Origin of the sequence: Actinoplanes sp. CA-142083, assembly GCF_050942195.1 — a bacterium.
GTDB lineage: Bacteria > Actinomycetota > Actinomycetes > Mycobacteriales > Micromonosporaceae > Actinoplanes.
Map to the genome: position 1 here is coordinate 7,328,980 of NZ_CP192076.1, position 22,460 is coordinate 7,351,439.

The window sequence follows — 22,460 nt, forward strand, 5'->3', positions numbered from 1 at the left end:
GACATCTGCCACGGTTGGCGCCATGGACGAATTGGTCATCGGCGCCGACCTCGGCGGCACCTCGACCCGCCTCACGGTGGCGACGACCGCCGGATCCCGGCCGGCCACTGTCGAGGGCGCCGGCGGGAATCCGACCACGCACGGCGTGGAGCGGGCCGCCGCCGAGCTGAGCAGCGCGGCGCGGCGGGCGCTGTCCGGTCTCGATCCGGCCGCGGTGGCCGCCGTCGTCATCGGCGTCGCGGGCCGCGCCACCCTCGACGACAAGCGGGCCGCGGACATCTTCGCCGGCGCGCTGGCCGCCGCGGGCGTAACGGCCCGGCCTGTGTTCGTGGGCGACGCCGAGGTAGCGTTCTGCTCGGCCACACCCGCCCCCGACGGCACGGTGCTGCTGGCCGGCACCGGCGCCATGGCCGTGCGCATCCGCGACCGCCGCACCACGACAACCTCCGACGGCCTGGGCTGGCTGCTGGGCGACGAGGGTTCGGCTTACTGGCTCGGCCGCGAGGCGGTGCGGGCCGCGATAGCCGCGATCGGCGGCACTGGCCCGGCGACCACCCTGGTCGAGGCCGTATCCGCCCGCCTGCTCGACACCGCGCCCGGTGAGGTCCTCGACGAGGGCTCGGCCGGCTCGGTCCAGCGCCGGCGGTCCGCGCTGATCCGGGCGGTTGCGGCCCGGCCGCCCATCCAGCTGGCCGCGCTGGCGCCGCTGGTGGTGGAGGCCGAGGCGGCCGGGGACGCGGTGGCCGCCGCCATCTGCGACGACGCCGCCGCCCGCCTGGTCCGGCTCGTCGGGGACGTTCGCGGGCCGGCGGAGGCCGATCCGCTGGTGTTGAACGGTGGCGTCGTGCGTGCGCAGGACGCGCCGGTCGGGCGGCGGGTCCGGCGGCTGATCGCCGAGCGGTTCGCGGGCGAGGTGCTGACCGCGGCTGACGGGATCGCCGGCGCCGCGTGGCTGGCCGTGCGCGACATCCGGCCGCAGTGGTCCGGTGAGCGGCTCGCGCAGGTGCACGCCCTGCTCACGGCCCCGGCGCCGCGACACTGACGCGCGACGGGCGTTGACCGCCGGCGGGCCTGCTCCCGCGATCATGGCCCGCTAGCGGGAGCCGACCGCTAGCGGGCCCGGTTCCGCGATCATGGCGTGTCGACGGGAGCCGACCGCTAGCGGGCCCGGTTCCGCATCGATGATGTGTGGCGGGAGCTCACGGCGGTCCGCGTCGCGTCCAGGGCCGCGAGGGTCTGGTCGTAGGTGCGCTGGGCCACCCCGACGAAGAGGCAGTCCACCACCGTGAGCTGGGCTAGCCGGCTCGCGGTGGCGCCCGACCGGAACGTGGTCTCGCGGGCGGCCGTGGTGAGGACGTGCTCGGCGGCTCGCGCGATCGGTGAGCGCGGGAAGTTGGTCAGGGCCACCGTCGTGGCGCCGTGGGCGCGGGCCTCGGTCAGGGCGTCGATGGTGTCGGTGGTGGTGCCGGTGTGTGAGATGCCGATCGCCACGTCGCCGGGGCGCAGCAGGGCGGCGCTGGTCAGTGCGACGTGGGTGTCCGGCCAGGCGAACGCCACCCGGCCGATGCGGTGCAGTTTCTGCTGGAAGTCGAGCGCTACGAAGGCGCTGGCGCCGACGCCGTAGAGGTCGACCCGTTCGGCTCGCACGAGCGCCTCGACGACCCGCCCGAGCGCGACGATGTCCAGCTGGGCGCCGGTCTCCTCGACCGCGCGAGCGTCGGCGAAGGCGATCTTCTCGACCACCCGGGCGAGGTCGTCGCCGCGCTGGATGTCGGTGTCCACCTCGCGGCCGTTGCGGTCGGCGCCCTCCGCCCGCCCGGCCTCCGCGGCCAGCGCCAGCCGCAGCTGCGGGTACCCGGCGAAGCCGATCGCCTTGCAGAACCGGACGACGGTCGCCTCGGACACCCCGGACGCGAGCGCCAGCTCGGTGACCGTGAGACCGGCCGTGGCGGTGGTGTCGGCCAGCACCCGCTCGGCCACCTGCCGCATCGACGGCTGCAGGCTCGGCAGCAGCGCGCGGATGTGCACGGCGGTCCCGGTCGTCGCCGGGGCGGGCTTGCGGGTACGTGCCATGGGGCTCAACGTAGCCGAGGCTCCCATCCGTCGAGCCGGACTCGGGCCGCGTCGGCCGGGCGGCGGTCGTCGAACACCGTGCCGTGCGGGCCGACAACCCGGATGCCGTCGACGTAGACGCCGCGCCCCTGATAGGCCGCATCGGTGGTGTAGCGCCAGCGGAACCCGGTCGTGCCGGCCGGCAGTTCGGCCGAGCCGGAGAGCCATTGCCGGCCCTCGAACCCCGAGAACGAGCCGTCGGTGGCCCACCGGCCGGCGCCGGCTCGCAGCGTGAACGGGACGGGCTGCCAGGTCGCGCCGCCGTCGGCCGAGGACTCCAGATAGCCGACGTCGGTCTGCTCGGTGTCGTACCAGAGGTCGAAGGTGAGCCGGGTGCCGGCCGCCGGCACGGTCAGGGTCGAGGTGGTGGCGTCGGCGGCGCCGGAGAACCACTCGGTCCGGCCGGACACCGGGCGCACCGGCAGGGCGAGCGCGAGGTCGCGGGCGACCGCGCGCCGGGCCGGATTGTTGCTGCCCCAGTTCCGGCTGGGGTGCACGCGGTTGGTGAGCAGGATGACGAACGAGTGGGAGAGCGGGTCGACGACGATCGAGGTGCCGGTGTACCCGGTGTGGCCGGCGGTGACGGGCGAGCTGAGCGCGTCCATGTAGAACCGCTGGTCGAGCTCGAACCCGAGGCCGTGCGCGTGCCCGGCGTACGCCTGATTGAAGTTGGTGAACAGCAACCGGGTGCTCCGCTCGGAGAGGATCCGCGCGTGCCGGTACTGCCCGCCGTCGAGCATGGTCTGCGCGAGCACGGCCAGATCGCGTGCGGTGGAGAAGATGCCGGCGTGCCCGGACACCCCGCCGAGGCAGTAGGCGTTCTCATCGTGCACGGTGCCCCACACGATCCCCCGGCCGGTCCAGGGCTGATACTCCTCGGCGGCGATCCTCGGCCGCAGCGACGCGGGCGGATTGAACATGGTGTCGGTCAGGCCGAGCGGCCCGGTGATGCGCCGGGCGACCACCCGGTCGAGGCTCTGCCCGGTGACGGTCTCGACGACCCGGCCGAGCGTCATCAGGTTGATGTCGCTGTAGAGATAGGTCGTGTCCGGCGGCGCGATCGGCGCTACCGCGTACACCGCCGCCCAGCGCTCGTCGTCGGTGGCGTAGGTGCACAGCGACGGCACCGGATCGGCGGGCAGTCCCGAGGTGTGGGTGAGCAGATTCCGTACGGTGATGGCGCCCTTGCCGTTGGCGGCGAACTGTGGGAGGTAATCGGCCACCGGGGAGTCGAGTCCGATCCGCCCCGCCTGGATCAGCTGCACCGCGGCGATCGAGGTGAACAGCTTGGTCATCGACGCGATGTCGAAGATGGTGTCGCGGCGCATCGGGATCCACTGGTCCGGCGGCAGCTCGGTCGGCTTGTCGTCGGCGTAGCGCAGCGCGTAGCCGGTCACGTCGTGGGCGACGATGACGCCGTTGTGCGCGGCCAGCGCCACGGCACCGGCGTACTCCGGGTAGGTGGGCGAGGGGCGGGTGTAGGCCGCGATGTCGCCGGCGATCCGGTCGACATACTCGGGGGCCAGGCCGGCCTGCGCCGCGGTGCCGTACCGAAGGGTCTGACCCGGGGTGAAATGGACGTCGGCCGCCGTCACCGTGGTAGGCGCCAGGATCAGCGCGGCGGTCAAGGCCCAGGAGATCATCGTCCGCTCCCGTAGATGAGGTGCCGGGCGCGCAGGGCGGCGAAGGCGGCAAGCTCGCCCTGCCAGCCGGCCGCGACGGCGTCATGATCAAGACCAAGATCTATTGACGTACGCACCTGCGCGGACCCGGTGAGGGTGTCGATCCAGTTGTCGGGGCGCCACGCGAACCCGGCCGGGTACAGCCGTTTGAGCGTCACCAGCATGGCGATGGCGGTCCGGATCGGGTCGAAGGCGTGCCGATCGGTGACGACCACCTGGACGCCTCCGACGGTCTGCCCGGCGAACTTCGAGAAGGTCGGCGTGAAGTAGCTCTCGCGGAACGCGGCGCCGGGAAGGCGGAGGGCGGTGAGCGCGTCCGCCCAGCGCCAATCGCCGTACGGCGCGCCGATCAGCTCGAACGGCCGGGTGCTCCCCCGGCCCTCCGAGGCCTGGGTGCCTTCGAACAGACACGTTCCCGGGTAGACGACGGCGGTGTCCACGGTCGGCATGTTGGGCGAGGGCGGCACCCACGGCAGGCCGGTGTCCTCGTAGTACATGTCCCGCGACCAGCCCTCGAGCCGCACCACGGTCAGCGCCGCGGGCCGGCCGGCGTCGGCGGGCACCCATTCCGCGTTGAACAGGCGGGCCAGCTCGCCGGCGGTCATGCCGTGCGCCTGGGCGATCGGCTTGCGGCCGACGAACGTGCCGTACTCGGGGTGCAGCACCGGCCCGGAGGCCCGCCGCCCCGAGATGGCGTTGGGCCGGTCGAGCACGACCATCCGCTTGCCCGCCATGGCGGCCGCGACCATCGAGTCGTAAAGCGTCCAGATGTAGGTGTAGAACCGGGCGCCGACGTCCTGGATGTCGAACAGGACGGTGCCGACCCCCGACGCGGTGAAGACATCGGCGAGGGCGCGTCCGCTTTTCCCGTACGTGTCGTAGACCGGCAGCCCGGTGCGCGGATCGTCGTAGAACCCCTGCGACCCGCCGGCCTGCGCGGTGCCGCGGAAACCGTGCTCAGGGCCGAAGACCGCGGCCAGGTCGACGGCCGGGTCGGCGTGCATCACGTCGACCTCGTGCCGGAGGTCGGGCAGGATCCCGGTCGGGTTGGTGATGACACCGGCCCGCTCGCCGCGCAAAATCGCGTAGCGCGAGGCGATCAGCCGCTCGACGCCGGTGCGCACCCGCGCACGCCCGCCCGCCGTCGCGGCGCGTGGGCCGAGGGCGGCCCCGGCCGCGCCCCCGACGGCTCCGGCGAGAAGTCCACGACGGTCGACGGGCACAGGAGTGCTCCTTCCGCCGGCGGGCGCGGCCCGCGCGGATGGGCGTCGCCGGCACCCGGATCCGCGACGCCCACCCGCGGGCCCCCGTTGCAAGCCCGAATGGGATGAGTCCGGAAGTTACCGCTCCGGCGGCGCCGTCGGTAAGTTATTGACGCATTGATGCGCATGGTGGAAAGTTTCTATCGTGCCGCACATCGATCCCCTTGCCGCTCCACCCTGGGTCGTCGCCCCTACCGAGGAGCGCAACCCCGCCACGGTCGGCATCGACCTCGCCGGCACCCTCGACGTGCTGCGCATGATCAACGATGAGGACGCCAAGGTCGCGGGCGCGGTCCGGGCGGTGCTTCCGGCGCTGGCCGAGGCGATCGACCTGGCGACCGAGGCGCTGGGCGGCGGGCATTGTGTCCACTACTTCGGCGCCGGCACGTCGGGCCGCATCGCGCTGATGGACGCGGCCGAGCTGATCCCCACCTTCGGCACCGACCCGTCGGAGGTCGTCGCGCACCACGCCGGCGGCACCGAGGCGGTGGGCCGGCCGATCGAGAACCTCGAGGACGACGAGGCCACCGGCGCGAACGACGCCGCCGGGCTGCGGCCGGGAGACGTGGCGGTCGGCCTCACGGCGAGCGGACGCACCCCGTACGTCGTGGGCGCCCTGCGCACGGCAAGGGCGCGCGACGCCCGTACGATATTGATGTCCGCAAATCCCGTGGCGGCTTTCGGCGCGGAGGTCGACGTGCACGTCGGCGTCGCCACCGGGCCGGAAGTCATCGCGGGATCCACCCGGATGAAGGCCGGCACGGCACAGAAGATGCTGCTCAACGCCTTCTCGACCGCGCTGATGGTGCGGACCGGCCGGACGTTCTCCAACCTGATGGTGGCGGTCGGCGCCCGCAACGCCAAGCTGCGCGGCCGGGTCGTGCGGATCCTGGTCGAGGCGACCGGGCTCGATGCCCGCGCCTGCGCCGAGGCGGCCGAGCAGGCGGGAGGCGACGGCCGGGTCGCGCTGGTGTCGCTGCTGGCCGAGGTCCCGGTCGACGCCGCGCGCGAGGCGCTGGCCGAGTCGGGCGGTGCGGTGCGGCAGGCGCTGGCGCTGGCCGGCCGGAGAAGCTGACTGCGAAGGGACAGAGATGAGAGCGCGCAACGGATTCGCGGTTCTCGCGGTCGCGGCCATGATGGCCGCCACCGCCGCCTGTACCGCGACGGGATCCTCCGACGACAGCGACGGTGACGTCACGCTGTCGGTCTGGTCGTGGCGGCCGGAGGACGCGGCCGTGTACAAGCAGATCTTCGCCAAGTTCCACGACTCGCACCCGCACATCAAGGTGGACTTCAAGCCGTACAAGTCGACCGAGTACAACACCATCCTCTCCACGGGGCTGACCCAGGCCGGCGGCCCCGATGTGGCGCAGCTGCGGGCGTACGGCGGTGTGCAGCCTTTGATCGAGGCGGGCGACCTCGTGCCGCTGGAGGGAAGGGTGGCCGGGCTGTCGAACTTCGAGACCGCGTCGCTCGACGGCAGCCGCGGCAAGAAGGATGGCAAGGTCTACGGCGTGCCGCTGGAGATGTCGACGTTCCAGATCTACTACGACAAGGACATCTTCGCGAAGTACCAGCTCCAGCCCCCGACGACCTGGGATCAGATGATCTCGGCGGCCAAGACGCTGCAGACCGATGGCGTCACCCCGTTCGCGGTGGCGGGCAAGGACACCTGGCTCCTGCCGCTGTATGACGACACGTTCGGGGCGACCCGCTACGGCGGCCCGGACTTCGAGAAGAAGCTGCTGGCGGGGCAGGCGAAGTTCACCGACCCCGAGTACGTGGCCGCTCTGGACGTACTCAATCTCCTGAAGCCTTATTTTCCCAAGGATCTGATGGCGCTCGGCGAAGCGGATGTGCAGACACTATTCGCCACCGGCAAGGCCGCCATGATTCCGGAGGGCTCGTTCGCGCTCGCCCCGATGAAGGCCATCAACCCGAAGCTCAACCTGGGAGTCTTCAACGCGCCGCCGGCGCCGGGCGCGCTGGTGAACAAGCCGCTGCAGGTGGGCTGGGTGGACGCTTCCTACGGGCTGAACGCCAAGTCGGAACACCAGAAGGAGGCGCTCGAGCTGCTCGAGTGGATGTCCGGCGCCGAGTTCGGCCAGATGGTGGCCGACAATCTCAAGCAGGTGTCGCTGGTCAAGGGCGTGCAGTCGAGCGATCCGCTGCTCAGCCAGATGGTCCAGGCGTACCAGAAGGATCCGACGCCGTACCTGATGCTGGTCGACTTCCGCTACGGCACGCCGCTCGGCAGTGACCTGCAGGCGGCCGGCCTGCAGAAGATGCTGCTCGGCCAGCAGACCGCGGCGCAGGTGGCCGGTGACATCCAGGGCGGCGTCTCGCAGTGGTTCAAACCCTGATGAGGTTCCGCCTGGCGTTCTGGTTCCTGCTGCCGGCGTTCCTGCTCTACACCGTGTTCACCGTCTATCCGCTGCTGTCGGCGCTCGCCAACAGCTTCTGGCAGTGGCGGGGCACGGCCCGGGGCGGGTTCGCCGGCGTGGACAACTTCACCAGCCTGTTCACCACGTTCCCGCTCAACCAGCAGCTCTGGCCGGCGTTCTGGCACACCATGGCGTTCTTCGCCGGGACGATGGTTGTCCAGAACACCTTCGGCCTGCTGATCGCGGTGCTTCTGGTCGAGCTGCCGGCGGCCCGGCGGTTCCTGCGAACGGTGTATACGGTTCCGTATCTGATCGGCGGCCTGGTCGTCGGCTATCTGTGGAGCCTGCTGCTGAGCCCGACCTTCGGCCCGCTCAACGCCGGGCTGGACGCCGTCGGGCTCGACTCGCTGGCCCGGCCCTGGCTGGGCGACCCGGCGACCGCGCTGCCGGCGGTGATCCTGGTCAACGCCTGGCAGTACATCGGGTTTCCGATCCTGCTCTTCGGAGCGGCGCTGGCCGGGCTGCCGCCCGAATACGGCGAGGCGGCCCGGGTGGACGGGGCGAACGCCTGGCAGCGGTTCCGCAAGGTGACGCTGCCGCTGTTGCTGCCGGCGATCGGCGTGGTCTCGATCCTCACCTTCATCGGGTCGATGAACACCTTCGAGCTCGTGTATTCGTTGTCGGGCGCGCAAGGCAACCAGCCCACCGGGCCGGGCGGCGCCACCGACGTGCTCGGGCTCATCTTCTACCGGGTCGCCTTCCAGGAGGGCGGCTCGAACGCGATCGGCCAGTCGTCGGCGCTGGCCGTGCTGCTGTTCGTCTTCACCTTCGGCATCGCTGTGGTAGCCAACCGCGTCGTCCGTCGCCGGGAAGCGACGCTGACGTGAAGCGGTTCGCCGGATATCTCATCCTATGGGCGTACGCGGCGGCCGCCCTGATCCCTTTGATCATCATGGTGCTGGACTCGTTGCGCCCCAACGCGGACGTGCTGTCCCGCCCGCTCGCGCTGCCCAGCTCCCTGGACTTCAGCAGCTACTCCACCGCCTGGACGCAGGCGTCGTTCTCCACCTATGTGCGCAACTCGGTCCTGGTCACCGTCGGCGCGGTGGCCCTGGACGTGCTCGTCTCGCTGCCTGCCGCGTACGTGCTGGGCCGTTATCGGTTCCGCGGCAGCGGCGTCCTCATCGCGTACTTCCTGGCCGGGCTCATGCTGCCGATCAGGCTGGGCATTCTGCCGATCTTCTACCTGCTGGGCAGCCTCGGCATGGTCGACTCCCGGCTCGGGCTGGTGCTCGTCTACGCCGCCGCCGGCGTCCCCTTCTCGATCTTCATCATGTCGGCCTTCTTCCGCGGACTCCCCCGCGAGCTCGAGGAAGCGGCGCGCATCGACGGCGCGGGCGAGCTGCGGGTGTTCGCCCGGGTCATGGTGCCGCTCGTGAAGCCGGCCATCGCTACGGTGGTGGTCTTCCGCTTCGTTCCACTGTGGAACGACTTCTTCTTCCCGCTCGTGCTGCTGCGGACAACCGATCGCTACACGCTGCCGGTCGGCCTCACCCAGTTCTTCGGCGAGTTCCAGACGAACTGGTCGGCGCTGTTCGCGGGGCTGGTCATCGCCACGGTGCCGCTGGTGGTGCTGTTTCTGGTCGCCACCAAGCAGATCGTCGAGGGCCTGACCGCCGGCATGGGCCGGTGACTCAGCCGTCCGCGCGGGAGTCCCACTCCCAGCCGATGCCGTCGAAGGACGACAGGAACTTCTCGTCGCGGGCGCCGATGAGCAGCTGGCTCCCGGCCGGGTCGCCGCCGCGGCCGCCGTACGCCAGCACGCCCTCGCCCTCGTAGAAGGAGAGGTTCGGGTCCGGCCACGACCACAGCCGGCCCGGCAGCTTGCGCAGGTGAGCGGCGGCCCGGTCGAAGTCGGTCCCGGCGATGTCGGTGCTGACCAAGCCGATCCGGGCGGACATCACCGCGCCCGCCACCGCGACGTGGAGCAGCAGGCTCGACAGGGGGAAGCCGGTCTCGCGCCACGACTGCTCCCCCACCGCGCGCTCGAAGGTCGGCGGGTCGTCGCCGTCTTGGCCGTACGCCCAGACGAACTCCCCGCCCGGGTCGTCGCAGAACACCATTCGGCCGTCCGCCTCGTCCAGGCCGTCCGGCGGGCGGACCTGGTAGTACTGGGTCACCCGCTCGCCGCCCGCCGCGACGGCCTCGTACCACTGCGCGAGGGGCCGGGGCACCCCCCGCTCGCTTCCGCTGGGCTCCGGCAGGCCGTACCAGCCGGCCAGGAAGCGAGCGAGGGATGTCCCGTCGACGTTCTTCAGCTCTTGCATCTCACCCTTCACCGCTGCTCTCACCCGCTGCCGCGGGTAGCGTTCTTGTATTTGTTCAACGACCTGGTGCAGATCGGACAGAAGGCACGATCAGCGTAGACCCGGGTGACGCTCAGCGGGTCGATCCCCCGGTCCGCCAGGATGCGGTTGAGCCGGATCTCGGCGTGCAGGCCGGCCGGGAAGCCGGGCGTGTTGCGCGGGATGTTCTCGATGGTCAGCGTCCGCGATCGGGCGCCCGTGCTGTATTCGAAGGTCGCCACTGTCCGCGTGTCGTTCGTGGCTCCGGCGGCCGGCAGCCCGTTCCGCTGCCGGTGGCTCGCGGTCTTGGCCCGCAGGTCGTCGAAGCCGTCGCCGCAGTTGTGGACGAGGACCGCTCGTCCCTGCGCCAGCACGTAGTAGGTGTGGATGTCCTGGACGGTCAGGTTGTGGACGGTCGCGTGCTGGGTCCAGCGGCGGGTGTGCACCACCGTCAGCTCGTCGCCGTCCGAGGTGCTCACCCGGTCGCCGGGGCGAAGGTCGGAGGCGTCCACCCACGCGTACGCCTCGGGCAGCCAGAACGGGTGACCGGCGGTGGCGGTGATCTCGGCCGTCCGCCCGTCGCCGACGTCGATCGTCAGATCGACGAGATCGCGCTGCCCGGTCCCGGTGATCGTGCGGGTGACCGGCTCCGCCTGCGTCGTGTTGCTCTCCGGGGCCGCGGTCTGCACCTCGTCGCCGACCTCGACGTCCTCGATCGGCTTCGTGCTCCCGTCGGCCATGAGCACCTGGGTGCCGGGTATGAAGCTGTTCGAGAGACAGTTCCGGCCGGCCCGCGAGGTGAGCCCGCCCGCCGAGGCGTCGTCCGAGGCCGCGCCGCCGCCGAGCCGCCCGCCGATCTTGTGGCTGACGAAGGCCTGCAGGCCGATCGAGGTCAGGTGACCGGCACACGTCGCCGTGCTGGTGCCCTGACCGCAGCCGACCGCCTCCTGGACCTGGCCGCAGGCCGCCTTGTCGTTGCTGAACCCGCAGTCCTCGGCCTTGTCGAACAGGTCGAGCTGCTGCTTGGCCTTGTTCTCCAGGCTGTGGCAGGCCGCGTCGCTGTCGCCGGACGAGCAGTCGTCCAGCTCGGCGTACGTATCCAGGCCCTCCTTGATCGAACCCTTGGTCCAGTCGGCGGCGGCCGAGAAGAACTCGTTCACCTTGCTGTCGGCCTTGGACACCGCGCTGGAGGCACTCGACACGGCGCTCGAGGCGCTCGACAGGGTGCTCGAGATGGCGTCCGAGACGGCGCCCGCCGCCTTCTTGATCCCGTTGCCGATGTCGTCGAGGAAGCTGTGCCCGTCGAGCTCCACGTTGGAGATCGGGTTGCCGCCGGCGAACGCGTACCGGTTGCCGGTGTACGGGTCGATCGCGAGGCCGAGGTCGTCCAGGGCGCCGTTGTACGAGTCCCGGCTCAGGAACTGGTTGATGCCGGGGTCGTAGTCGCGGAAGCCCATGTCGTAGTCGCCGGAGGCCTGGTCGTACCGCTTGCCCTGGAACCGGTACGCGTTGTAGGGCACCTTGTCGGGGTTGGTGGGGTTGTTCGCGTCCGGCTTGTCGGCGCCGGTGAACTGGGCGGCGTCGTTGGTGCCGTAGGCGGTGTAGCCGTACGTCGCCTTGTTGTCGCCGCTCTGGTCGGTGATCTGCTCGACGTCCGACTGGCCGTCGTAGCCGGTGTACGCGTCCTCCTTGGTGTTGTCCGCGTTCGTCATCACCTGCGAGAGCAGGCTGCCGTCCGGGCCGCGCTGGTACGACTTGGTGACCTTGCTGCCTTCGAGCTCGGCCGAGACATCGCCGGTGAGGCCGAGGTAGGCGTACGTGGTGGTCTTGCCGCCATAGGTGCGGGTCGCCATCCGGTCCAGCGGGTCGTACGTGTACTCGGTGGTCTTGCCACCCGGGTTCTTGACGTTCTTGATGACGTGGTCGAAGCCGTCGTACGTGTAGTTCTCCAGCTGGGTCCCGGCCGCCGTGACGGTCTTGAGCCGGCCGTACGGGTCGTAGGCGTAGCTCGCCGTCACGCCCGCGGCGGTCGCGGTCGTCAGGCGGTTCTTGTCGTAGGCGAAGGTGGTGCTGACCCCGCCGACGGTCTGGCTGACGACGTTGCTGTTGGCGTCGTGGACGTAGCTCTCGGTGGTCGCCCCCGAGCCGGTCTTGGTGACCGTGCGGACGCGGTCCTGCGGGTCGAACGCGTACGTGCTGGTCGTGTCGAGGTAGGACGCGTGGTTGTCCGCGTTCTGCTTGTGCTGGACGTCCTTCGACTTCTGCCCGTTCGGCGCGTACTCGTAGGTGTGCGAGCTGACGACCGTGCCGTCCGGCTTCTTCTCGGTCTGGCTGCGCGGCGAGCCGTCGAGGTAGTAGTCGGAAGTGACGACGTTGTTGTTGCCCTTGGTCTCGGTCGCCGTCTGCGCCCGGTTCGTGTACGTGTACTTCGTGTACTTGGGCTTCGGGTCGTCCTGGGTCTCGGCGTTCTTGATCTCGGTGACCAGGTCCCGCTGCGCCTCGTAGCTGTACGTCGAGACCTGCAGGTTGTGGGTGCGCCGCTTGAGCAGGTCGTTCGGCTCGTACTCGAAGGTCGTGGTGTCCTTGACCGTGCCGCTCTTCTTCTCCTCGACGCTGGCGACCCGGTTCGTGCCGTCGTAGGAGACCGCGTACGTGTCGATGGTCGCGCCGGTGCTCGTGTCGAGCATCTGCGTCATGTTGGCGTTGACGTCGTACGAGTAGGCGAAGCTCTTGGCCGCGGTGCCCGAGCCGGCGCCGTTGTCGGCCGTCGTGCGCAGCTTGCCGTCCGGGTAGTACGACCAGGTCATCTGCCGGGTCGTCGCGGACGGCGCGGCGACCGAGCGGGTCGTCTGGGCGCCGTTGTCGTCGTAGCCGTAGCTCGCGGTGATGTTCCAGCCGGCATCCTGGGTGGTGCGCACCCAGCCGTTGTCGAAGAACGTCTGCACCATGTCGTTGCGGGTGCTCTGCCCCTCGGACGGCGGTGCAGAGATCCGCAGCAGGTTACCGACGTTGTCGTAGCTGTACTTGGTGACGGCCGGCGTGGTGTACCGGGAGTCGTCCTTGTCGTACGGCTGCTGGACCTCGCTGATCCGGTCGAGCTCGTCGTAGAGCGTGACGGTGGCGAAGTCGTCGGGGTCGTCGGTGGTCTCCACGCCCCGCGGGCTGACCGTCCGGGTCGAATTGCCGACCTCGTCGTACTCGAGCCTGGTGGTGCGATAGGTGACCGTGCCGTTCACCGACTGGTACGGCGTCTTCGTCTCGACCACCATGCCGCGCTCGTCGTAGGTGGTGGTGCTGCGGTTGCCGTCCTGGTCGATCGCGACGGTCGCGTTGCCGTCCTTGTCGTACTCCTTGCCGGTCGAGTTGCCCTTGGCGTCGATCGCCGTCTTCAGCCGGTGGTTGAGGTCGTAGACGAACTTGCTGGTGTAGTCGGTGGTGTCGGTGGTCGCGGTCTTGCGCTGGTCGTACTGGGCGACCACGTTGCCGACGTTGTCGTAGGTGACCGAGACCCGCCCGCCGAGCGCGTCCACGGCGTCGGTGACCTGGTTGAGCTCGTTGTAGACGTAGCTCGTGGTGTAGTCCTGCGTGTCGGCGGCGGTGAGCGAGCCCTTCGGCTGCGTCACCTTGGTCATGTTGCCGACCTGGTCGTACTCGTACCTGGTCACCGCGGCGTCGGACGTGGCGGTGTCCTTGGGTGCGGTCACCGTGCTGCTGCGGTCGAGCGCGTCGTAGGTCGCCGTGGTCACCGCGCCCGTCGGCGACGTCGACTGGGTGACGTTGTCGTTCTTGTCGTAGACCGGCGCCGGCGTGGTGATGTAGACGCCGGCGGCGGCGTCCTTCGGAACCCGCGAGGTGAGCGGGCGGCCGAAGACGTCGTACGTGTAGGTGGAGGTGTGCTGGTTGGCGTCGGTGGCGGTGAGCACGTCGCCGGTCGGCGAGAACGTGTACTTGGTGGTGCGGGTCAGCGCGTCGGTCAGCGTTCGCGGGTAGCCGACCGCGTCGTAGTCGGAGTACTTCGTGGTGTGGTCGTTCGCGTCGGTGTCGGTCAGCAGCCGGCCCGCCGCGTCGTAGGTGTAGCTCGTGGTGTAGTCGCCGGTCGTCGCCGTCGCCGTGCCCTTGGGATCGGTCGCCGAGAGGATGTTGCCCTTGGCGTCGTAGCCGAAGGTCCAGTGCCGGCCCTCCGGCGAGATCTTGTCGATCAGGTCGGCGGCGTGCCCGGCCAGCCCGAACTGGTAGCCCAGCCGGGTGCTCTCGGTGTTGTTCTTGTTCGCCTCCGGATCCTTGATCTCCAGCGGGTAGCCGGTGACCTGGTCGTAGCGCCAGGTCGTGACCGCGCCGTTGGGCTCCTCGAGCCGCACGACGTTGTTGTCGGCGTCCCAGCCGAGCTGGGTGACCTCGCTCTTCGGGTCGGTGATCCGGGTGACCCGGCCGTACCCGTCGATCGCGTTCTCGGTGGCCCGGCCCTTGGCGTCGGTCACCGTGGCGACGACCGCGCCGCTCGCGGCGCCGTCGGGGTCGGCGTAGTCGAAGTACATCGGCTTGTTGAGCCGGTCGGTGACGGTGTTGACCTTGCCCTGCAGGAACTCGTCGCCGGGGTCGTTGTAGCCGACCTTGGTCGAGCCGTTCCGCGGGTCGGTGATTTTCACGAGGCGGTCGCCGTCGTCGTCGTAGCCGAAGACGAAGGTCTTGGCCTCGGTGGTGCCGGCGCCGTCGGTGACCTCGCGCAGCAGGCCGCTGTCGCTGTAGACGAACGACAGGGTCCGCCCGCTGACGTCGGTGATCGACTTGACCTGGTCGACGATCCGGCGGTTCTGCAGGTTGGTCAGCGTCTGCTTGGTGCCGTTGACGTACGCGGTGTAGCTGTCGCCGGCGGCGTAGTAGTCCAGCGTCAGCGTGCGGCGGCCGGCCGGGTCGGTCAGGTAGCGCAGCACGCCGGTGTTGCGGTTGCCCTGGCACACCCGCTCGTAGGTGAAGTCGAGCCGGTTGCCGTTCCGGTCCCGGACCGCGGTCTGGTAGCCCTGCTCGTCGATGATGAACTGGCTGCGGTCGGGCCGGGTCATCGTCCAGGCCTCGGTGCTGTCCCCGCTGCCGGTGCGCTGCAGGTAGAAGTGCACGCCCGCGGGCTGGATGTAGCGCCAGTCGGCCGGGTTGGCGCTGTTGTGCTTGTCCAGGTTGAACAGGTGCGTCGTGCCGTCGCCGTCGGTCATTGCCACCTGGCGCGGCCAGGTGCGGTCGCCGCCGCGGAACTGCAGCGGCGAGCCGAGCCGGACCGTGCTGGAGGTCGAGATCGACCACCCCTGCCCGGCCGAGGAGGTCGAGGTGTCCTGGCTGTTGTAGGTGAGCCGGACGAAGGTGGAGACGCCCAGGCTCGGGTTGCTGATCGGGTTGTAGCCGAAGACCGCGTTGCCGGAGAACTGGTTCACCATGATCGACGAGCCGGCGCCGGCGCCGCCGCCCGCGTACTTGTAGAACTTCTCGAGGCCGAGCTGGTCAGAGGTGGGGTCCTCGACCGCGACGCTTAGGTCCAGCGGCTCGATCTGGGCGGTCTGCGACAGCCACTGCCCGGTGGTCTTGTTGCGCAGTTCCCACTTCAGGACATACGGCTCGCGCCGGTCACCGTCGCGGCCGGAGTCGGGCGCCTGCACGGTGGCGTTGACCGTCACCACTCCGCCGGGCGCCTGGGCCGACGGCAATGGTGTCTCGATCCGGGTCGCGGCGACCTCGGTGCCGTCCTGCTTCTGCCAGTGGTAGGTCAGCGCCCAGTCGGCGGGCGACCAGATCGACCCGGTCGTGTTGGTCAGCGTGACCGGCACCAAGTACTGGTCGTTCGGGATCATGCGGCCCGGGGTGTCCGGCGCGTAGTAGGTGCTGGTGCTGTCCGGCGCGGTGTACACGACCCGCAGCCGCGGCCGCAGCGACGGCTCCGCCGCCTCGGCCGACAGGAACAGCACCCGCTGCTCGGGCCCGGCCTCGTCGGCCAGCCGCATCAGCACGCCCTTGTTGGTGCCGGGCGTGTCCACCCAGCGCTGCACCAGCGGCCCGGCCTCCCAGTTGGTCCAGCCCGGGTCGCCGTTGAGCGAGCCGACGGTCGACTGCACGGTGCTCTCGGCGTCGCCGCCGGGCGTGGTCCAGGCCGTGCCGGACTGGGCGCTGTTCCAGGTCGAGGTGGTCTCGCTGAAGTCGCGGGTCAGGCCGCGCAGCTGGAACTGACCCTGGCCGATGTTGGCGCCCTCGGTGTACCACCCCCACAGTCCCACCTGGGCGTTGATCACCTTGGCCTTGGCCGGCAACCCGGTGACGTTCGGGAACTTGAGCACGACCCGGCTGGTGCCGTAGACCGAGCCCTTGTTGCCCACCTGCAGCTCGCCGCCGGTGTCCAGGACGTCCCAGTTGCTGGTCGGCTTGGCGCTGGTCAGCGTGTTGTCATCGGCGCTGCCGAAGAACCTGATCACCTGACCGGCCTTGGGCAGGCGCACCAGCTGGGTCTGGGCCGGGATCACCGTGCCGTCGCGCAGGCGGGCCGCCACCATGTAGAAGAACTGGTCGCCGAACTGGGCGGTGGAATCGGCCGGCGTCGGGGTGGCGTGCGTGTCCGAGTACGTCGTGCGGCCCGGCCGGACCGGCGCGACCAGGGTGGCGGCCGACGGCAGGAAGTTCTGGGTCTTGCTGGCGTGCACCTGGTACTCGACCAGGTCGTCGTCGGGTGAGGAGGACGGGTCGGCGTACGCGGTCCAGGACAGGTCGGCGCCGGTCGCCCGGACCGTCGTGACCGGGTTCAGCGTCACGCCTGGGCGGCCCCAGGTGAGCAGCAGCTTCGGGCCGTGGTCGTCCTCGCCGCCGTACGAGTAGTCGCCCGACTCGTAGCGGGGGCCGCCGGTCTTGTTGTTCTCGTCCTTGCCCTTGACCATGAAGCCGTAGTTGGGCTGGCCGTTGAGCCAGTCCTGCACGATCGACCGCACGCTGAACGTGTGCCAGGCGTTGGTCTGGTTCAGCTCCTTGGTCGCCTCGGCCCGCTTGACGAGCTTGACCGCGTCGGCCACGACGACCTTGCCGGCGACGTCGCCCAGCACCACCTTGTGCGTGGTGCCGGCCACGAACGGATAGCTGCCGAGCGAGACCCACGTGCCGTTGCCGGAGCCGGTGGTCTGGTTGACCGTCTTGGTGACCGACCCGCCGTTGTAGTAGATGGTGTACGGCGCGTTGGTCGCCCGGTTGGAGCCGGGCACGTAGTGGACGAGGACCTCGTAGCCGCCGGCCTCGGTGACCCGCGGGACCCAGGTCAGGCTCTGCCCGGCGGTGGCGTCGGAGTTGTAGAGGTACGACCCGTTGATGGCCTGCGACTTGTCGGCGCCGGTGGCGCCGGGCCACTCGCCGCTACGGACGATCTTGGCGGTGTCGGCGTCGTCGATCTGCTCGCGGTTCTCGCCCACCTCGGCGAAGTTGGCGGCGGACGAGTTCCACGTCGCGGTGTTCTCGACCCAGTTGGCCGAAGCCCGGCGGACCTCGTAGACCTGCGTGGACGGGTCGGCGTTGCCGTGCGTCTGGTCGAAGTAGAGCTGCAGCTGCGCCGAGTCGAGCGCGGTGTTGAACGGCACGTGCGACAGGTCGAAGCGGGTCAGCGACCGGAAGGCGCCGCTCGCCGACGCGCCCGCGGACAGCCGCCAGACGTTGTCGAAGTTCTGCGTGGGCGCGTTCGACGCCAGCATGACGTCCTGCGCCTTGTCGAGCGTCGGCTGGACCTTGATGGTGGGGTCGATCGTCACCGGGTACTTGCGGCCGGGCGCGGCGAGCCAGGCGGCGTCCGCGGTCACCGTGACCAGCACCCGGCCGCCGGCGACGGTGACCTTCTGGGTGACCATGTCGCTGAAGGCCTTGCCGGTGGGCGAGTCCGGGTCGTCGGCGCTGTCGTACATGTACGGCTTCGGCAGCGTGAACAGCGCCGGGCCCTCGCCGTCGGTGGCGTAGAAGGCGATCGAGCCGTCGGCCTGCCCGGCGGCGCGGACCTTGCTCAGCGCCAGCGCGAACGTGTACGTGGCCGGGCCGGTCGGCGCCGAGCGCAGCACGATCTGCTCCTTGAGCGCCGTGCGGGTCACTTCGTAGACCAGGTCGCCACCGGCGACGGCGCCCGGATAGGTCACCCGGCTCCCGGTGGCCGCCGGCCGGGCGTCCTCCGGCGTGGCGTCCAGGCCCATCGTCAGCCCATGGCCGCCGGCGACGTCGAAGCGCACCAGCCGGTCGGTGCGGTCACCGAACCGGCTGCCGAACGAGTTCCTGGTCGACGCGTACGGGTATCCGGCGGTCTTCCCGGCGACCGCGCGCGTGTCGATGTCCTGCCACTTGCCTTTGGCGTCGCGGTAGTGCACGGGCTCCCGGCCCACCTCGGCCTGCACCCGGCCGTCGGCCAGCACGAAGAACTTGGTGGTGGCGGTGCGCCGGTCGGTCAGCTCGCGCACCCGGCGGGCGGGCGGCGTGGCGACGGCCGGCACCGGCTTGTCGGCGGCCGGCAGCACGGCCGACGGCGCGGCGGCACCGGGCGGCACCGCCCGGCCCTTGGCCGGCGGCGGTCTCAGCACCGAGCCCGGCGCCGGCGGTGGCGTGGTCGGCCCCCGGTCCGGTTGCGCCTTCACCGGTGAGCCGCCGACCAGCAGAAGCAAGGTGGCTCCGAAAGCCACCACGGCCGTCCTCGTTCTGAACATCGTCGTCTCCCCCGAATGCCGACGTGCTGTGCGGGCACGACGATCCGCCCAGCGGGCAAGCGGGTCAACGCATCGACTTCCGGCAGTACCCGTGCCCGGAACTGCCGGTCCGGAACTGCCGGTTCAGGGGCGTCCGGCCGGGCCGGGCTCGAGCCGGTCGGAGACCGTGACCAGGGGTTCCGGGTCGCCCGCCGCCCGCCTGAGCTCCATCGCCCGGCGTAGGTGCCGGGTCGCCTCGCCGTACTCGCCGAGACGATGGTGGGCGTGGCCGATGATGTCGTGGATCGCGGCGCGGCCTCGTTCGTCGTCCACAGTGGCGTTCACGGCGAGCGCCCGGCGGCCGTGGTCGAGCGCCTCGAGGCAATTGCCGAGCCGCACGTACGCCCAGGCGACCGCGCCCAGGGCGCGCGCCTGCTCCACCGCGTTGCCCTCCCGGCGGTACAACCCGAGCGCCGCCAGCCGGTGTCGCAGGGCCAGCTCCGCGTCGGGAGCCAGCTCGGCCAGCCCGGCCAGCGTCTGGGCGTACCCGAGGGTGTCGCCGGCCGCCCGGCACAGCTGGGCCGCGTGCCGGAAGTGCACCTCGGCCTCGGCCCGCTTGCCCAGGAGCACGCAACAGCGGCCGAGGTTGCGGTGCGCGTGCGCCTGCGCCGGCTTGTCCAGCGCGCGCACGGCCGCGGCGAGGGCCAGGCGCTCGACAGCGTGCCACTCGTGGCGGCGGCCGGGGTGGTCCAGATGGTCCTGCAGGGCCCACGCCAGCCGCCACGCGTGCATGACCAAGCCGTCGCCCGCGGCCCACTCCACCGCCGCGACCAGGGTCCGGTGCTCGGCGCCGAGCCAGGCCCGCGCCGCGGCCGCGTCCGCCGGCGGCTCCACACTGACGCCGGCCGTCGTGGGCGGCAGGTCGATCGGGCGGCGGTGCGGATCGAGCAGGCGGGCGGCCGCGTACGCGGTGTGCAGGTAGTGGTCGAGCAGACGGCGCCGGCCGGGTCCGGGGTCGGTCACGCCGGGCAGGTCGGCGGCGTACACCCGCAACAGATCCTGACTGGTGTACCGGCCGGAGCCGTCAACACTGAACAGGTGTCCGCGCACGAGCTCGTCGGCCGCGGTGCGGGCCCGGCCGGACGGCCAGCCGGTGAGGCTGGCCGCGGCGGGCAGCGACAGCGGCGCGGCCGGCGCCTGGCCGCACAGCCGCAACAGGCGGGCCGCGTCGACGCTCAGCCCGCGCGACGACCAGCGGAACGCGTCGCGCAGCTCGTCCATCCGGTGCACCGGGCCGAGCTGGGCCGCGACGGCGGCGAGCGGCGCGCCCGGGGTCGCGGCGGCCCGCGCGGCCACGACGTTCAGCGCGAGCGGCAGGCCGGCACACCGGGCCGTCAGCTCGGCCGCCGCCTCGGGCTCGGATTCGACCCGGGCCCGCCCGAGCCGGCGCGCGATCAGCTTCCGGGCGTGCTCCGGCTCGAGCGGGCCCACGGTCAGCGACTCGGCGTCCGCCGTGGCCACCAGGTCGCGCAGCTGGTCGCGACTGGTGATCAGGGTGCGGCACCCGGCCGCGCCGGGCAGCAGCGGCCGGATGTGGTCGGCCGAGCGGACGTTGTCCAGCACCAGCAGGAGCCGCCGCTCGGCGAGCAGGCTGCGGAACAGGCCGCCGCGCGCCTCGAACTCGGCCGGCACCAGCGTCGCCGGCACACCGAGAGCGTGCAGGAACCCGCGCAGCACCGTATCGGGCCGGGTGGAGTCCCCGGCGCCGAAGCCGCCGAGGTCGGCGAAGAGCTGCCCGTCCGGGAACCGGTCGCGCACGGCGTGCGCCCAGTGCACGACGAGGGCTGTCTTGCCCGAGCCGGGTGGGCCGACCACCACGGTGATGCCCGACCCGCCGTCGAGGGCGTCGAGCTGCTCCCGGCGGCCGGCGAAATGGCGCACGTCGCGCGGCAGCTGCGCGGGCCGCACCCACGGATGCCGCGACCCGGTATCGGCGACGGCCTGCTGGTAGGCCTCCACCAGCCGGCCGCCGGGCGCGATGCCCAGCTCGCCGGCCAGGCGTCCGGCGATCTCGCCGTAGAGCCGCAGCGCACCGGCCCGGTCGCCGCTGCGGGCCAGCGCGAGCACCAGCGCGGCGTGCACCGGCTCGTGCAGCGGCTCGCCGGCGGCCACCGAGCGCAGCGCGTCGATCGCCGCCGGGCCGCGCTCGGCGTCGGCGTAGCCGAGGGCCGCGGCGATCCGCTGGTGCCGCAGCGCCTGGGCCGCCGGGTGCTCGCGCACCAGGGCCGGCGCGTCGGCGAGCACCGGGCCGCGCCAGCAGGTCAGCGCCCGGCGCAACAGCTCGGACCGCGCCGCCGCCCCGCGCCGGCCGGCGGCGCGCTCGGCCAGGCCGGCGAACCGGGCCGCGTCCACCTGCTCCGGGTCGAGGCACAGCAGCAGTCCGTGTCCCGGCGTCCGGAGCGGGTGCGCGGCGGCCCGATCGGCGGGCTGCAGCTCCTTGCGCAGCCGCGCCACGGCGGCCCGCAGGTGGGCCAGACGGGCCCGGGCCGGCTCACCCGGCCAGAGCAGCTCGGCGATCTCGTCGCGCGGCACCACCTCGCCCAGCCGCAGCGCGAGCAGGCCGAGCAGCAGCCGCGTGGTGGGCGAGCCGACCGGCCGGCCCCCGACCGTGACGGTCAGCGGCCCGAGCAGCGAGACGGCGACCGGCGGCGGGCCGGCGGCGGTGACCGGCACGAACGCCGCGGTCTCCTCGGCCGACAGGCTCAGCGCGTCGCCGAGCCTCCGCAGCGACCGGGCGTGCGGCGTCGCCACCCGGTTCTTCTCCAGGTCCCGGATCCCCCGGGTGCTGAGCCCGCTGCGGCGGGCCAGCTCTTCCTGCGTCAGGCCCGCGCGCCTGCGATAGCGCCGCAGCACGTCTCCGAACGCGTCAACACGCACATTGCTGGTCACCTCGGTCCCCCCGGCACCACGGCTTCAGCTGGACATTCAGTTGCATCGAGAGCACAGACCGTAGTACAGATCGAGTGCCGTCGCTATCCGCTGCCCGACCCGTCCCGCCGGCCGGGCGGATGCATCCTCGGATCGAGGGCGGCGGCCAGCGCCGCGTTGCGCCCGGCGAAGGACGCCCAGCGGGGCGGGACCGCGGGTCCGGTCTCCGGCTCGGCGGCAGGGCTCTCGTGCCAGTCGCACAGCCGGCCGCCCCGAACCTCGAACCGCACGCGGACGCCGCCGGCGTACGCGCTGAACTCGGCGTCGGTGGCGGTCATCGTCGTCACCCGCTGCGGCGCGGTGATCCAGGCGATCGCGGCCAGCTCCTCCTGGATGCGGGCGGCCAGCTCGAACGCCTCGGCCGCGGCGGCTTCGTCGCGGCGGGCCGACAGCTCAGCGCACACCTGCCGGACCGCCTGCCGGCGACGCCGGAGCACCGCGGTCAGCGCCTCGGCGAACCGGGGGCGGTCGGCCGGGACCACGCCCCGGAGCCGAGCCATCTCCTGCTCGGCGGCGGTGAGCGCGATTCCGGTGTACGCCAGCGGATACACCCGATGCAGAGCGGTCACCGCCATCCGGACCTTGAGCCCACCCAGGTACGGGCCGAAGCAGCCGCTGCGCGGCAGGTGCGCGGCGCGGAGGCCGGGCGTGGTCGCCGAGACGTCGAGGCAGAGGTGAACCGGGCTCTCCTCGCCGCCGCGGGTACGGTTCCACGGCGGGAGGTGGCGTTCGAGGATGTTGCGCTCGAGCCAGGCCGCCTCGTGCTCCGAAGCGCACACGAGCGCCTCGATCCGGGCGATCCGCGGCACCATCGCGCTCAGGTGCGCGCGGCCGCGCAGATCGCCCCAGTAGGAGCCGACGCGACGCCGCAGGTTGACGGCGCGGCCCACATAGAGGACCTCCCCGGTCGCGCCGCGGAACCGGTAGACACCGGGCTCCTCGGGCAGCCTGGCCACCGCCGGCGGGCGTGGGCTCATGGGGCACACGGTATCGGCGTGAGTCACTAAGCTCA

12 protein-coding genes are annotated in these 22,460 nt (G+C 71.6%); 5 read left to right on the plus strand and 7 right to left on the minus strand.

All coding sequences use genetic code 11. The features are described 5' to 3' along the window. Nucleotides 1–22: 22 nt before the first annotated feature. Nucleotides 23–1,042 carry an N-acetylglucosamine kinase gene (locus ACQPZX_RS33655; protein WP_433364265.1) on the plus strand — a complete coding sequence of 340 codons (1,020 nt, stop codon included), beginning with the start codon at nucleotides 23–25 and terminating at the stop codon, nucleotides 1,040–1,042. A gap of 116 nt (nucleotides 1,043–1,158) precedes the next feature. On the opposite strand, the gene ACQPZX_RS33660 is transcribed toward ACQPZX_RS33655, so the two are convergent. The 3 genes from ACQPZX_RS33660 to ACQPZX_RS33670 are packed head-to-tail and all read right to left on the minus strand — an operon-like array spanning nucleotide 1,159 to nucleotide 5,017. Beyond that, entirely contained in the window at nucleotides 1,159–2,073 is a 915-nt protein-coding gene (locus ACQPZX_RS33660; RefSeq protein ID WP_433364268.1) for a MurR/RpiR family transcriptional regulator, read from the minus strand. Nucleotides 2,074–2,078: 5 nt separating this feature from the next. Continuing rightward, the gene (locus tag ACQPZX_RS33665; protein ID WP_433364270.1) at nucleotides 2,079–3,755 is read right to left on the minus strand and encodes a serine hydrolase; all 1,677 of its coding nucleotides are present in this window, start codon (nucleotides 3,753–3,755) and stop codon (nucleotides 2,079–2,081) included. After that, nucleotides 3,752–5,017, minus strand: a complete 1,266-nt coding sequence (locus ACQPZX_RS33670; protein WP_433364273.1) for an exo-beta-N-acetylmuramidase NamZ family protein — start codon at nucleotides 5,015–5,017, stop codon at nucleotides 3,752–3,754. Before ACQPZX_RS33670 ends, ACQPZX_RS33665 begins: the two co-directional genes overlap by 4 nt. Before the next feature lie 184 nt (nucleotides 5,018–5,201). Here ACQPZX_RS33670 and ACQPZX_RS33675 point away from each other — a divergent pair, with 184 nt between their 5' ends. Genes ACQPZX_RS33675 through ACQPZX_RS33690 form a run of 4 tightly spaced genes read left to right on the plus strand, consistent with a single transcriptional unit; the run spans nucleotide 5,202 to nucleotide 9,133 of the window. Next, the gene (locus ACQPZX_RS33675; protein WP_433364276.1) at nucleotides 5,202–6,131 is read left to right on the plus strand and encodes an N-acetylmuramic acid 6-phosphate etherase; all 930 of its coding nucleotides are present in this window, start codon (nucleotides 5,202–5,204) and stop codon (nucleotides 6,129–6,131) included. 16 nt (nucleotides 6,132–6,147) lie between these two features. Then, nucleotides 6,148–7,419, plus strand: coding sequence for an ABC transporter substrate-binding protein (locus ACQPZX_RS33680; RefSeq protein WP_433364279.1), 1,272 nt, complete (start codon nucleotides 6,148–6,150; stop codon nucleotides 7,417–7,419). Continuing rightward, nucleotides 7,419–8,327 carry a carbohydrate ABC transporter permease gene (locus ACQPZX_RS33685; RefSeq protein WP_433364282.1) on the plus strand — a complete coding sequence of 303 codons (909 nt, stop codon included), beginning with the start codon at nucleotides 7,419–7,421 and terminating at the stop codon, nucleotides 8,325–8,327. Before ACQPZX_RS33680 ends, ACQPZX_RS33685 begins: the two co-directional genes overlap by 1 nt. Beyond that, nucleotides 8,324–9,133, plus strand: coding sequence for a carbohydrate ABC transporter permease (locus tag ACQPZX_RS33690; RefSeq protein ID WP_433364285.1), 810 nt, complete (start codon nucleotides 8,324–8,326; stop codon nucleotides 9,131–9,133). Before ACQPZX_RS33685 ends, ACQPZX_RS33690 begins: the two co-directional genes overlap by 4 nt. A 1-nt stretch (nucleotide 9,134) precedes the next feature. Here ACQPZX_RS33690 and ACQPZX_RS33695 read toward each other — a convergent pair whose 3' ends face one another. The 4 genes from ACQPZX_RS33695 to ACQPZX_RS33710 all read right to left on the minus strand — a co-directional run bounded on the left by ACQPZX_RS33695 (nucleotide 9,135) and on the right by ACQPZX_RS33710 (nucleotide 22,425). Next, nucleotides 9,135–9,767, minus strand: a complete 633-nt coding sequence (locus ACQPZX_RS33695) for a hypothetical protein (protein ID WP_433364288.1) — start codon at nucleotides 9,765–9,767, stop codon at nucleotides 9,135–9,137. 20 nt (nucleotides 9,768–9,787) lie between these two features. Continuing rightward, nucleotides 9,788–18,481: a DNRLRE domain-containing protein gene (locus ACQPZX_RS33700; RefSeq protein WP_433364291.1), complete on the minus strand. Its 8,694-nt coding sequence runs from the start codon at nucleotides 18,479–18,481 to the stop codon at nucleotides 9,788–9,790. Nucleotides 18,482–18,604: 123 nt separating this feature from the next. Further along, the gene (locus tag ACQPZX_RS33705; RefSeq protein ID WP_433364294.1) at nucleotides 18,605–21,409 is read right to left on the minus strand and encodes a BTAD domain-containing putative transcriptional regulator; all 2,805 of its coding nucleotides are present in this window, start codon (nucleotides 21,407–21,409) and stop codon (nucleotides 18,605–18,607) included. A gap of 83 nt (nucleotides 21,410–21,492) precedes the next feature. Further along, a complete protein-coding gene (locus ACQPZX_RS33710; RefSeq protein ID WP_433364297.1) occupies nucleotides 21,493–22,425 on the minus strand; it encodes a nucleotide excision repair endonuclease in 933 nt (310 codons plus the stop codon). Between the last annotated feature and the right edge of the window lie 35 nt (nucleotides 22,426–22,460).

Bases quoted from the DNA above. Each gene is read 5' to 3' on its own strand.
- ACQPZX_RS33680 (WP_433364279.1), top strand. From the start codon at position 6,148: ATGAGAGCGCGCAACGGATTCGCGGTTCTCGCGGTCGCGGCCATGATG.
- ACQPZX_RS33655 (WP_433364265.1), top strand. From the start codon at position 23: ATGGACGAATTGGTCATCGGCGCCGACCTCGGCGGCACCTCGACCCGC.
- ACQPZX_RS33700 (WP_433364291.1), bottom strand. From the start codon at position 18,481: ATGTTCAGAACGAGGACGGCCGTGGTGGCTTTCGGAGCCACCTTGCTT.
- ACQPZX_RS33695 (WP_433364288.1), bottom strand. From the start codon at position 9,767: ATGCAAGAGCTGAAGAACGTCGACGGGACATCCCTCGCTCGCTTCCTG.
- ACQPZX_RS33710 (WP_433364297.1), bottom strand. From the start codon at position 22,425: ATGAGCCCACGCCCGCCGGCGGTGGCCAGGCTGCCCGAGGAGCCCGGT.
- ACQPZX_RS33660 (WP_433364268.1), bottom strand. From the start codon at position 2,073: ATGGCACGTACCCGCAAGCCCGCCCCGGCGACGACCGGGACCGCCGTG.
- ACQPZX_RS33685 (WP_433364282.1), top strand. From the start codon at position 7,419: ATGAGGTTCCGCCTGGCGTTCTGGTTCCTGCTGCCGGCGTTCCTGCTC.
- ACQPZX_RS33665 (WP_433364270.1), bottom strand. From the start codon at position 3,755: ATGATCTCCTGGGCCTTGACCGCCGCGCTGATCCTGGCGCCTACCACG.